Origin of the sequence: Nocardia beijingensis NBRC 16342, from assembly GCF_001612785.1 — a bacterium.
Lineage (GTDB): Bacteria > Actinomycetota > Actinomycetes > Mycobacteriales > Mycobacteriaceae > Nocardia > Nocardia beijingensis.
In genome coordinates this window covers 70,507-83,259 of the sequence record NZ_BDBC01000014.1, presented here as the reverse complement: position 1 = coordinate 83,259, position 12,753 = coordinate 70,507, and the positions used below count along the sequence as shown (strand labels likewise).

Below are 12,753 nucleotides of genomic sequence, written 5' to 3'. Positions count from 1 at the left end.
CTGGCGGCCGAACGAACCATCTCGGATCGACGAAACAACAACGGCGGTGAGGATCGGCGACCGTTTCGGCGAATCAGGCGGCACACCGCGAACAGGTGATCGCGCCGCCGGTTCGGGTACTGATCGCCGATCAGGATTTCGGATCGTCCTCCACCGTGCGATCGGTGTGCGGACGCCCGAGGTGACCTTCGCCGAGGCGGCGGGGCGCGTGCCCGTGCACACCTTCGGCATACGCCGTCTCGGCGTGCAGGGCGAAGTCGATTCCGGCGGTCTCGTCCTCTTTGCTGACCCGGAAGCCGACGAGCCGGTCGATGCCCTTGCCGAGCGCGAACGAGACGCCGAAGGCGTAGGCCGCGACGACCAGCACCGCCACCAGCTGCTTGCCCAGCTGGGCGAGTCCACCGCCGAAGAACAGACCGTCGACGCCGCCGGTCATCACCGCGGTGGCGAGCAAGCCGATCAGCACGGTGCCGACGACACCGCCCGCGAAGTGCACGCCCACCACGTCGAGCGAATCGTCGTAACCCGCCTTGAACTTCCAGCCCACGGCGAACGAGCAGACCACGCCCGCGGCCAGCCCGACCAGCAGCGCGCCGAGGGTGTTGACCGACCCGCAGGAGGGAGTGATGGCGACCAGCCCGGCCACCACGCCGGAGGCGGCGCCGAAGGTGGTCGGCCTGCCGTCGCGGATCTGCTCCACCGCGAGCCAGCCGAGCATGCCGAGGCAGCCCGCCACCAGCGTGTTCAGGAAGACGGCCGCGGCGAGGCCGTTGGCCGCGAGCGCCGAACCGGCGTTGAAGCCGAACCAGCCGAACCACAGCAGGCCGGCGCCGAGCAGCACGAAGGGCAGATTGTGCGGGCGCATCGCGTCGGTGCGGAACCCGATGCGCGGGCCCAGCACGAGCGCGAGGGCAAGCGCCGACGCGCCGGAGGCGATCTCCACCACCAGGCCGCCCGCGTAGTCCAGCGCGCCGAACCGCGCGAGCCAGCCGTCCGGGCCCCACACCCAGTGGGCGATCGGCGCGTACACCGCCAGCGCCCACACCGGCACGAAGATCATCCAGGCGGAGAACTTGGCGCGGTCGGCGATGGCGCCGCTGACCAGCGCCGCGGTGAGGACGGCGAAGGTGAGCTGGAACGTGACGAACAGCAGCTCCGGCACCGAGCCGTGCACCGAACCCGGATCGATGCCCGCCATGCCCAGGTGATCGAGGCCGCCGATCAGGCCGCCGCCCGCGTCGGCCCCGAAGGCGAGGCTGTAGCCGAGAAGTAGCCAGGTCACGGTAACGAGCGGAATCGCGATGAAGTTCATCATCAGCATGTTCAGCACGCCGGTCGAGCGCACCATGCCGCCGTAGAAGATGGCCAGGCCGGGGGTCATCAGCAGGACGAGCGCCGTGCTGATCAGCAGCCAGGCGGTGGCCGCGGGGTCGATGGTCGATGACACGGGGTTACTCCTTCGGCGCGCGTGCGCTGCGAGGTTACCGAATGGTCGCTCGCGGACCGACAGCCGATCGGTCGAGACACGGTCATCAGGACGGTCGGTCGGTGCGGACACCGCGCAGCCACGCCGCCACCGCGTCCGGCGTGGGCGGGTCCGCGCCGACCAGGTCGAGCACGGTGTAGCCGATGCATGCCGCGCCCATCACGCGTGACGCGGTCGCTTCCGCGTCACCCCAGGGCAGGAAGGGTTTGGCGAGCAGGAGGGAGGCGATACCGTGGCCGACCGACCACAGTTCCAGCACGATCGGCAGCGGGTCGCGCGGCGCGATCGTCCCCTCGTCCATGCATTTGCGCACGGTGGCGGCGAAATGCTGGAAAGCCCCGCTGGTGAGCACCTGGTCCACCGCGCCTCCGGTCTCGGTGGGCGCGGTCGCCAGCCGGTATTGCTCGGGATGCTCGAGGGCGAAGCGGATATAGGCCATGCCTTGGTCGTGCAGCTGGGTCAGCGGGGAGGTCGCGGGGTCGGTGGCGGCCCGCATCGCGTCGGCGAGGTCTTCGAAGACCTGGGCGACGACCGCATCGATGAGTTCGTCCTTGTCGGCGAAGTGCCGGTAGATCGAGGGCGCGCTCACCCCGACCAGCTTGCTCACCGCGCGGATCGAGACGGCTTCTGCGTGCCCGGTCCTGGTGAGCAGCTCGGCCGTGGCCCGCAGGATCTCCTCGCGCAGCTCGGCTCCGGAACCGCGGGGCGACCGCGGACGCCTGCCACCGATCATGCGCGGCCCGCGGTTTCCAGCGGGCGTGCGGCGGCGTCCTCCTCGCCTTCGGTCAGCCCGATCTTGGCGTGCAGCCGGGCCAGCGGGGCCGGCGCCCACCAGTTGGCCGGTCCGAGCAGGCGCATGAGCGCGGGCGCGAGCAGGCCGCGGATGAGCGTGGCGTCGGCCAGCACGGTCAGCGTGAGGCCGAGGCCGAGCAGCTGCATGAACGACACCTTCGCTGTGACCAGAGCGCCGAGCACGATGGCCATCAGCGCGGCGGCGGCGGTGAAGATGCGGCCGGTGCGGGCGAGGCCGATGGCGACCGCGCGGGTGTTGTCGTGCGTGGCCAGCCACTCCTCGCGCACCCGCGACAGCAGGAACACCTCGTAGTCCATGGACAGGCCGAAGGCCAGGCAGAACATCAGGATGGGCATGGTCGGCACCAGGTAGCCGACCGCGGTGAAACCGAGCAGGCCGGACAGGTGGCCTTCCTGGAACACCCACACCATCGCGCCGAACGCGGCGGCCAGGGACAGCGTGTTCAGCACGAGCGCTTTGATCGGCAGCACGACGCTGCCGGTGAACAGGAACAGCACGACGAACGTCGCCAGCGCGATCAGGGCGGCGGCGAGCGGGAGCCGGGCGGCCAGCGCCTGCAGCGAGTCGGCGTTGGCCGCCGCGGCGCCGCCGTAGAGCGCGTCGCCCGGCGCCGGGATCGCCCGGATCGCTTTCAGCTGCCGGTCACCGGCGGGCGAGAACGGATCGAGCTTGGTCGCGACGCTCAGGTAGGTCCCGGTGTCGTTGCTCATTCCCGGCGGCGGCGGCGCGACTCGCGCGCCGGTCACGTAGACGCCCGCGGCGGACAGCACCGCGGGCACGCCCTGCACTTTCGACAGTTCCGCGGCGTATCCGCCGAGCGCCGCGCTGTCGCCGCGATAGCCGTCCAGCACGATCGTCGTGCTCGCGACCGGATCGGCCTGCGGAAACTCGGTCCGCAGTGCGTCGCCGACCTGGCGGCTCGCGGCGGAGTCCGGCAGCACCCGGTCGTCGGGATAGCCGAACTTCACCGAAAGGAACGGCGCGCCGAGCGCGAGCAGCAGCGCGATGATCGCGACCGCGACCGGCGCCGCGTGCCGCATCACCCATTCGGCCAGCCGGTACCAGCCGGTGTCCTCCGGCGCCTGCGGGCCGGGCGCGGGCGCGCCGCGACCGAACAGGCGACGCAACGGAGCCCGCAGGTCGAGTGCGTTCACCCGAGGGCCGAGCAGCACCAACGCCGCGGGCAGCACCACGATCGACGCGATCGCGGCGGCGGCGACCACCGCGACGCCCGCGTAGGCGAAGCTCTTGAGGAAGTACAGGTCGAACACGCTCAGCACGGCCATCGACAACGCGACGGTGAGCGCGGAGAACAGCACGGTGCGCCCCGCGGTCTGCACGGACCGGATGGTGGCAGCGGCCGGATCCAGGCCGTTGGCGAGTTCTTCCCGGAAACGGCTGACAATGAACAGGCTGGAGTCGATGGCCAGCGCGAGGCCCATCGCCGTCGTCATGTTGAGCGCGTAGATCGAGACGTCGGTGAACAGGGTGAACATGCGCAGCAGCGCCAGCGTCGCCAGGATGGCGAACACCCCGATGGCCAGCGGGAGGGACGCGGCGACCAGGCTGCCGAACACCAGGATCAGCACGATCATCGACAGCGGCACCGCGACGCCCTCGGCGAGGGCGAGGTCGCGGGTGGTCTGCTCGGTGACGTCGTGATAGATCGCGGCGATGCCGCCTTGCCGCACCGTGATGCCGTTCGCGACGCCCGCGAACTGCCGTTCCAGTTCGCTCGCGGTCTGCTGCACCTGGGTCTCGTCGCCGTCGATGAAGGCGACCACCAGGGCGCTCTTGCCGTCGGTGCTGCGCAACGCGTTCGCCAGTGGCTGCGGCGTGGTCCAGTACGACTGGACGCCCCGCACGTCCGTGCGGGATTTCAGCGCATCGGCCAGCCCCGCGCCCGCCGCCTTGGTGGCCGGATCGTCCGCCCCGGCGTCCGAGCTGACCAGCAGGACGAAGTTGGGCGCCGCGCCGGCGAAGTTGTCGGCGATCAGCTGGGCGACGCGGGCGGACTCGGCGTCGTCGGAGGTGAACCCGCCGGACTTCAAGTGCGCGGGCGCGGTGGCGCCGAAGACGCCGCACAGCACGGCGACGGCGAGCGCCGCGGCCAGCACGGCGCGCGGAGATCGGGTGATGAATCGCGCCATCCGGGTCAGCATCGCGGCTCCGCTCGCTAGGTTAACGACGTTAGAGTAACGCCGTTAACCTAAGGTGTCGACCGCCACGGTGGGCCCTGAAACTAGCCGCGGAACTTGCGGATCGCCCGCAGGCCTCTGCGGCCGGGCACCGGAAGGTCGTCGTGCATCTCCACCCACTCCGCGGTGGTCAGCCACAGTTGCTGCGCGCGAGCGTCGGCGGTGTTGTGGAAGATCCGGCGGCCCCGGTCGTCCCGCAGTTCCTGGGCGACCACCGACCAGCGCGGCGGGCGGCCGTGTTCGGCCTGGTAGTCCGCGAGATACGTCGCGATCACGGTGCCGATGGTGTTCACCGGGCGCAACGACACCCGATTGCCGTACTGGGCGGCGTAGAAACGCCGCCCGGCGCACAGGGACCGGGGATTGGCGTTGGAGGCGATCCACCCCGCGCGCTGGGCCCGCTCGATGAGCCAGAGATGTTTGACCGCCGACGGCGCGATATTGCCGACGCGGGTGCGGATCAGCGTCATGATCTGTTCGGTGCACAGTACGTCGCGGCGGGTGGGACCGTAGCCGTGCGCGGTCCAGTGCGCGTCCGCCAGTTTGGCGAGCACCCGGCCGAAGTCGTCGATGCTGCGCTGGGCGCGGCGGCCGAGACGTTCGATGCGCTCGGCCTCGCGGCGCATCTCGTTCTGCGCGGTCAGCGTGCGGATCGCCGCCATGGTCGGCACCTGGCCGCGTTCGAGGAGTTCGAGGATGGCGGCGGCGGTGGCGGGATCGGCGGCCGCGGTCACCGGCAGCGAGTCGCGCTTGATCGCGAACTCCTGGGGGCTGATGGCGCGGCTCAAGAGGGCGACGGCGGAGCGGTCGCCGGCGAAATCGGTGCTGGACAGCCAGGCGGCGGCGATGTCGTCACACGACACGGTGGACAATCCTCCGGTGTAAGTGGGGGAATTGGCGCTGGTCACCCGTGGGCCGAGCTTTGCTGGTTGTGCCCCGGTCGGGATGAGGGACCGGCCGGGGTCACCAACCTGATGAAGGTTTGGCTACCGAAGTTGCCGTCTGCCACGTTAGCCAGACGATTGCATCCATGTCACCCATGGTGACGGTTTCGTTATTTCCAAAAAGTCGAGGTAAATCGGGGTGTGAGTCCATCTTTTCCGGCCCGGGCGGGATGCCGCGGCGGGTGCGTCCGGTATTCGCTCACGCAGCATGAGCGATAGCTCTAAGGTTGCTGCTGGGCATGTCCCAGTCGGCCGCCGAAGAAGACAGCGCGTAGGTTGTGACTTGCATCACATTCTTGGCCGTCCGCGGGCCGCTGACCGGGGCGAAGGGCGGGCATGTGCGTGTCGGTGGTCGCCGGTAACCTCTGGCCGTGGCTCTGTACCGGAAGTACCGACCGGCAACGTTCGCTGAGGTGGTGGGTCAGGAGCACGTCACCGACCCGCTGAGCACCGCGCTCGACACGGGGCGGATCAGTCATGCCTATCTGTTCTCCGGTCCACGCGGCTGCGGCAAGACGTCCTCCGCGCGCATCCTCGCCCGCTCGCTGAACTGCGTGGACGGGCCCACTTCGACGCCGTGCGGCACCTGCCCGTCGTGCGTGGCGCTCGGGCCGGGCGGCCCGGGCAACCTGGACGTCATCGAACTCGACGCCGCGAGCCACGGCGGCGTCGACGACACCAGGGAATTGCGCGACCGCGCCTTCTACGCGCCCGCGGAGTCCAGGTACCGCGTGTTCATCGTCGACGAGGCGCACATGGTGACCACGGCGGGATTCAACGCGCTGCTCAAGATCGTCGAGGAGCCGCCTGCCCACCTGATCTTCATCTTCGCGACCACCGAGCCCGACAAGGTGCTGCCGACCATCCGTTCGCGCACGCATCACTATCCGTTCCGGCTGCTGCCGCCGGCCACCATGCGCGGACTGCTCGGACGGATCTGCGAGCAGGAGCACGTGCCGGTCGAAGAAGCGGTGTACCCCTTGGTGATTCGCGCGGGCGGCGGTTCGCCGCGCGACAGCCTGAGCGTGCTGGACCAACTGCTCGCGGGCGCGGGCCCCGAGGGTGTCACGTACGCCCGCGCGGTCTCCCTGCTCGGCGTGACCGACGTGGCGCTGATCGATGACGCGGTCGAGGCGCTGGCCGCCTACGACGGCGCCGCGTTGTTCGGCACCGTCGACCGGGTGATGGAGGCCGGTCACGATCCGCGCCGTTTCGCCGCCGACCTGCTCGATCGCTTCCGCGACCTGATCCTGCTGCGTGCGGTGCCCGACGCCACCGACCGCGGCCTGGTCACCGGCCCAGGCGACGTGCTCGACCGGATGCGCGACCAAGCCGAGCGATTGGGTTCGGCCACGCTGACCCGTTACGCCCAGCTGCTGCACGAAGGTCTCGGGGAGATGCGCGGCGCCACGGCGCCACGACTGCTGCTCGAAGTCGTGTGCGCGCGCATGCTGCTGCCCTCGGTGTCCGACGCGGAATCCGCCACCCTGCAACGGCTGGAGCGGCTAGAGCGCGGTCTGGCCGGTGGTTCCATCGCCCCGGCTTCGGCCGCGCCCGGGGCTGCTCCCGTGCCGCCGTCGGTGGCCGGTGCGCCGTCGGAACCGCCGCGTCGCCGGGGTGCGGAGGCGCTGGCCGCGATTCGCCGTGAGAGCCGCGGCCGCTCGGAGGGCGCGGCTGGATCTGGTGGCGCCGCTCCCGCGAACGGTCCGGCGCAGAGCGGTGGTCCCGAGGGGCCGGTGTCCGCTGCGGGATCGTCCGCTGAGGCCGAGATCGCTGAGCGCTCAGCGCAGATCGGTGACGGGCCAGGTGATGGCGCGGCAGGCTCCGGTGTGGCGGCGCCAGGTAGCGGACCGGCTGCCGGTGGTGGGGCATCCGCGAGTCGGCCGATGCCTGCCGGTGGTGAGCTTTCCGAAGTATCGATCGCGTCGGCCGCGGAGTCGGAAGGCGGCGCGGATCCGGCTGTTCCGGTTCTGCGACCGGAGTCTGCTGCGCTGTCCGAGAGCGGGTCGGCAGGGGGGATGTCAGCGGAAGGGTCGAGCGCGACCGCTGAGCGGAGTGCCTCGACGGTCGGGTCGGCCGACCTGCCGGGCTCCATGCCTGTGCCTTCCGGGCCGACCGGTGACGCGGCGAGCCGCGCAGGTTCTCCCGAATCGGCTGCGGCGCAACACCCCTCCGACGCCGCAGCGCGGCCGTCGGCGCAAGCAACGGGTTCCCGGGCGGCGGGCGCGCAGGCGGCGTCGCATACCGCCGATCCGGCTGCTGGGCGTAGTCACAGTGTCGCCGACTCCAGTGCGGCTGTTGGGCGCGATCTGGGCGTGGCCGACTCCAGCGTGGGGCGAGATGTGGCTGCGGGGAGTGGTCACGGTGGCACCGATTCGGGTGCGGGGCGGGATGTAGCCGCAGGGCGCGATCAGGGCGTGGCCGACTCCGGTGCGGCGCGGGGTGCGGCTGCTGGGCGCGATCTGGGGGTGGCCGACTCCAGCGTGGGGCGAGATGTGGCTGCGGGGAGTGGTCACGGTGGCACCGATTCGGGTGCGGGGCGGGATGTGGCCGCCGGGCGCGATCAGGGTGTGGCCGACTTCGGTGCGGCGCGGGATGCCGCTGCCCGGCGCGATCAGGGCGCCGCCCGGACCCCTGTCGCCGGGCAGGCCGATCGAGATCGGTCCGACGCACCGGCCGCCCCCACGTCCGCGCCGGAGCCTGCCGTCGGTCCCGCTGCCGTGCCGAGCGGTGATCTGTTGCGTGAAGTGGAAGCCGCGTGGGCGGATATTCGGGCCAAGGTGCGTGAATTCGGTGCGGCCGTGCAGGCGATGCTCGCCGGTGCGTCCGTCGCCAGGGTGGAGGGCGAGGTGATCGTCTTCGCCCACCAGCACGCGCCGCTGGCCCAGCGCCTGTCCGATCCGCGCAATCTCGAGGCGGTCCGGTCGGCGGTGCGGGCGGTGCTCGGGCGCGACCACGAGGTGCGCTGGGAGGCGGGCGGCGCGCCGCAACGGCCCGCCGCGGCTCCGCGCTCGGGCGGGGCGGCGAACCGGACCCGCGGGCAGGCGGGCAACCAGCCGGGACGTGAATCCGGCAACGCGGCGAGCCGCGGCACGGCCGCGCCCGCGCCGCGCTTCTCCCGCCCGAGCCAGGCGAAGAACGCGAACGCCGACAAGGCGGGCGGCGCGGGGCGTTCCCGGCCCGGCGGCTCCGACCAGCGCCCGTATCCGGCGGACGACGATATCCCGCCGCCCGACTACCCCGACCTACCCGACGACCCGGGGCCCGCGGACTATCCGCGGTACGACGCCGCGCCGAGTGCGGACGCCCCGGCGGCCGACCAGGACTGGGACCGCGCCAGGGTCATTCCCGCCTCCACCCCGGAAGAGGAGCAGGAGATGATGGCCGCGGCGGCCGATCCGGTGGCTCCCGGCGACCGGCGCGACCCGGACGAGGTCGCTCTCGAATTGCTGAAGAGTGAGCTGGGTGCCACACGGCTGGATGGTTGACAACCACCGCTCTCACGACGTTAAGTTAACCGGAGTTCGCACTCCACGGTAGTATGGACGGGTAGCCGGGAGCTTCGGTACGCCGACGTTCTATGGTATGCCCAGGCGTACGGGCGACCTGGCCGTGCGTCCGTCCTTGCCTGCCTGGTTTTGTACAGCGTTAGGAACGGGCGGCCGCAAGGCCGGTCGGCGAGGTCAGCCGCAGCCATACCGCACCCGCGGTGTCGCCGCATAGGAGCGCTCGGACGGACGAACGTACCGGCCGACCGCACAGAAGCGCTCGGACGGACGAACGTCCGGCCGCCGCAATTGAGGAAGGAACACTCCATGACCACAGAGGCCTACATTTACGAGGCCATCCGCACTCCGCGCGGCCGTGGCAAGAAGAACGGCTCGCTGCACTCGGTCAAGCCGATCGACCTGACTGTTGGTCTGATCCAGGAACTGCGCGGCCGCTTCCCCAACCTCGACGAGGACCGGATCTCCGACCTGATCCTCGGCGTGGTGGCGCCGGTCGGCGATCAGGGCGCGGACATCGCCCGTACCGCGGTCACCGTGGCCGGCCTGCCCGACACCGTCGGCGGCTTCCAGCTCAACCGCTTCTGCGCCTCCGGCCTCGAGGCGGTCAACCTCGCCGCCCAGAAGGTGCGCTCCGGCTTCGACGACCTGGTCATCGCCGGTGGCGTCGAGTCCATGTCGCGCGTGCCGATGGGCTCCGACGGCGGCGCGTGGGCGCTGGACCCGGCCACCAACTACGACACCTACTTCGTCCCGCAGGGCGTCTCCGCCGACCTGATCGCCACCATCGAGGGCTTCAGCCGCGACGACGTCGACGCCTACGCGGTGCGCTCGCAGGAGCTGGCCGCCAAGGCCACCACCGGCGGCTACTTCGCCAAGTCGATCGTCCCGGTCAAGGACCAGAACGGCATCGTCGTGCTGGACAAGGACGAGCACATGCGCCCCGGCACCACCGCCGAGGATCTGGCCAAGCTGCAGCCCTCCTTCGCCGTGATCGGTGAGATGGGCGGCTTCGACGCGGTGGCGCTGCAGAAGTTCCACTTCGTGGAGAAGATCAACCACGTCCACCACGGCGGCAACAGCTCCGGCATCGTCGACGGCGCCGCGCTCGTGCTCGTCGGTTCGGAAGAGGCGGGCAAGGCCTCCGGCCTGACCCCGCGTGCGCGCGTCGTCGCGACCGCCACCAGCGGCGCCGACTCCACCATCATGCTGACCGGCCCGACCCCGGCCTCGAAGAAGGTGCTGGCCAAGGCGGGCCTGACCCTCGACGACATCGACCTGGTCGAGATCAACGAGGCGTTCGCCTCCGTGGTGCTGAAGTTCCAGAAGGACCTGAACATCCCGGACGAGAAGCTGAACGTCAACGGCGGCGCCATCGCGATGGGCCACCCGCTCGGCGCGACCGGCGCGATGATCACCGGCACCATGGTCGACGAGCTGGAGCGCCGCAACGGCCGCTACGCGCTGATCACCCTGTGCATCGGTGGCGGCATGGGCGTGGCCACCATCATCGAGCGGGTCTGAGCCCCAACCGACAGCTGAGAATTCAAGGAGACACAGAGCTGTGAGCGAAACCAACATGATCGGTTGGGAGCAGGATTCGGACGGCATCGTCGTGCTGACGATGGACGACCCGAACCAGGGCGCCAACACGATGAACGAGCTGTACAAGAAGTCGATGACGGCCACCGTCGACCGGCTGGAGGCGGAGAAGGACAACATCACCGGTGTCGTCCTGACCTCGGCGAAGAAGACTTTCTTCGCCGGCGGCGACCTGAAGAACATGATGAAGGTCGGCCCGGACGACGCCCAGACGCTGATGGAGGAGCTCACCGAGATCAAGAGCGCCCTGCGTCGCCTGGAGCAGCTCGGCAAGCCGGTCGTGGCCGCCATCAACGGCGCGGCGCTCGGCGGCGGCCTGGAGATCGCGCTGGCCACCCACCACCGCATCGCGGCGGACGTGCCCGGTTCGCAGATCGGTCTGCCCGAGGCCACCCTCGGCCTGCTGCCCGCGGGCGGCGGCATCATCCGCACCGTGCGCATGCTGGGCCTGCAGAACGCCCTGATGCAGGTGCTGCTGCAGGGCCAGCGCAACAAGCCGGCCAAGGCCAAGGAGATCGGCCTGATCGACGAGCTGGTCGGCTCGATCGAGGAGCTGGTTCCCGCCGCCAAGGCGTGGATCAAGGCCAACCCCGAGGCCGGCGTGCAGCCCTGGGACAAGAAGGGCTTCAAGATCCCCGGCGGCACCCCGTCCTCCCCGGCCTTCGCGGCCAACCTGCCCGCGTTCCCCGCGAACCTGCGCAAGCAGATCAAGGGTGCGAACATGCCCGCGCCGCGCGCGATCATGTCCGCCGCGGTCGAGGGCTCGCAGGTCGACATCGACAACGCGTCGCTGATCGAGTCCCGCTACTTCGTGCACCTGCTCACCGGCCCGGTCGCGAAGAACATGATCCAGGCGTTCTTCTTCGACCTGCAGACGATCAACAACGGCGGTTCGCGTCCGAAGGACGTGCCGAAGAAGGAGATCAAGAAGGTCGGCGTGCTCGGCGCCGGCATGATGGGCGCGGGCATCGCGTACGTCTCCGCGAAGGCGGGCTACGAGGTCGTGCTGAAGGACGTCTCGATCGAGGCGGCCGAGCGCGGCAAGAACTACTCCGAGAAGATCGAGGCCAAGGCCCTCTCCCGGGGCAAGACCACCGAGGAGAAGTCCAAGGCGCTGCTGGACCGGATCAAGCCGACCGCGGACGCGGCCGACTTCGCCGGCGTCGACTTCGTCATCGAGGCCGTCTTCGAGAACACCGAGCTCAAGCACAAGGTGTTCCAGGAGATCGAGGACATCGTCACCCCCGACGCGCTGCTGGGCTCGAACACCTCCACCCTGCCGATCACCGGTCTGGCGACCGGCGTGAAGCGCCAGGAGGACTTCATCGGCATCCACTTCTTCTCGCCGGTCGACAAGATGCCGCTGGTGGAGATCATCAAGGGTGAGAAGACCTCGGACGAGGCGCTGGCCAGGGTGTTCGACTACACCCTCGCGATCAAGAAGACCCCGATCGTCGTCAACGACAGCCGCGGCTTCTTCACCTCCCGCGTGATCGGCACCTTCGTCAACGAGGCGATCGCCATGCTCAAGGAGGGCATCGAGCCCGCCACCATCGAGCAGGCCGGTCTGCAGGCGGGCTACCCGGCCGCGCCGCTGCAGCTGTCGGACGAGCTGAACATGAAGCTCATGCAGAAGATCGCCAAGGAGACCCTGGAAGCCGCGCAGGCGGGCGACACCACTCTGGGCGTCAAGCGGCACCCGGCGCAGGACGTCATCGACTACATGGTGTCCGAGGGCCGTCCGGGCCGCCTGGAGAAGGCGGGCTTCTACGAGTACGACGAGAACGGCAAGCGCACCGGTCTGTGGCCGGGCCTGCGTGAGCACTTCAAGACCACGGCGGACTTCGGTGTCCCGCTGCAGGACCTGATCGACCGCATGCTGTTCGCGGAGGCGATCGAGACCCAGAAGTGCTTCGACGAAGGCGTGCTCACCTCCACCGCCGACGCCAACATCGGCTCGATCTTCGGCATCGGCTTCCCGGCCTGGACCGGTGGTGTGCACCAGTTCATCGTCGGTTACCCCGGTGGCCAGGAGGCCTTCGTGGAGCGTGCCGACTACCTCGCCAAGACCTACGGCGAGCGCTTCGAGGTTCCGGCCTCGCTGCGCAAGTAGTCGCGCGTAGCAACGCAACGGCGAAGCCCGCCATCGCTTTTCGCGGTGGCGGGCTTCCGCCGTTTTCCGGCCCGTTCACCTTCGGGTGCG

6 protein-coding genes and 1 pseudogene are annotated in these 12,753 nt (G+C 70.1%); 3 read left to right on the top strand and 4 right to left on the bottom strand.

Annotated features, from left to right (window positions below; all coding sequences use genetic code 11):
• Positions 1 to 130: 130 nt before the first annotated feature.
• The 4 genes from NB3_RS09655 to NB3_RS09640 form a co-directional block, all read right to left on the bottom strand.
• Positions 131 to 1,447, bottom strand: a complete 1,317-nt coding sequence (locus tag NB3_RS09655) for an ammonium transporter (protein WP_067799805.1) — start codon at positions 1,445 to 1,447, stop codon at positions 131 to 133.
• 85 nt (positions 1,448 to 1,532) lie between these two features.
• Entirely contained in the window at positions 1,533 to 2,219 is a 687-nt protein-coding gene (locus NB3_RS09650; protein ID WP_067799802.1) for a TetR/AcrR family transcriptional regulator, read from the bottom strand.
• Positions 2,216 to 4,462 carry an MMPL family transporter gene (locus NB3_RS09645; RefSeq protein ID WP_067799799.1) on the bottom strand — a complete coding sequence of 749 codons (2,247 nt, stop codon included), beginning with the start codon at positions 4,460 to 4,462 and terminating at the stop codon, positions 2,216 to 2,218. Before NB3_RS09645 ends, NB3_RS09650 begins: the two co-directional genes overlap by 4 nt.
• An 80-nt stretch (positions 4,463 to 4,542) precedes the next feature.
• Positions 4,543 to 5,406 (bottom strand): hypothetical protein, encoded by an 864-nt coding sequence (locus NB3_RS09640; RefSeq protein ID WP_244891830.1) that lies wholly within the window; start codon positions 5,404 to 5,406, stop codon positions 4,543 to 4,545.
• A gap of 407 nt (positions 5,407 to 5,813) precedes the next feature.
• On the opposite strand from NB3_RS09640, the pseudogene NB3_RS34945 reads away from it, so the two are divergent.
• From NB3_RS34945 to NB3_RS09625, 3 genes and pseudogenes are all read left to right on the top strand, one after another.
• Positions 5,814 to 7,334 (top strand): annotated as a pseudogene (locus tag NB3_RS34945) (DNA polymerase III subunit gamma and tau); the annotation flags it as partial.
• Between the two features lie 1,923 nt (positions 7,335 to 9,257).
• Positions 9,258 to 10,472, top strand: a complete 1,215-nt coding sequence (locus NB3_RS09630; protein WP_067799796.1) for an acetyl-CoA C-acetyltransferase — start codon at positions 9,258 to 9,260, stop codon at positions 10,470 to 10,472.
• A gap of 40 nt (positions 10,473 to 10,512) precedes the next feature.
• Positions 10,513 to 12,663, top strand: coding sequence for a 3-hydroxyacyl-CoA dehydrogenase NAD-binding domain-containing protein (locus NB3_RS09625; RefSeq protein ID WP_067799793.1), 2,151 nt, complete (start codon positions 10,513 to 10,515; stop codon positions 12,661 to 12,663).
• Positions 12,664 to 12,753 lie beyond the last annotated feature (90 nt).

Coding starts and splice junctions, on each gene's coding strand:
- NB3_RS09650 (WP_067799802.1), bottom strand. CDS start 2,219: ATGATCGGTGGCAGGCGTCCGCGGTCGCCCCGCGGTTCCGGAGCCGAG.
- NB3_RS09645 (WP_067799799.1), bottom strand. CDS start 4,462: ATGCTGACCCGGATGGCGCGATTCATCACCCGATCTCCGCGCGCCGTG.
- NB3_RS09630 (WP_067799796.1), top strand. CDS start 9,258: ATGACCACAGAGGCCTACATTTACGAGGCCATCCGCACTCCGCGCGGC.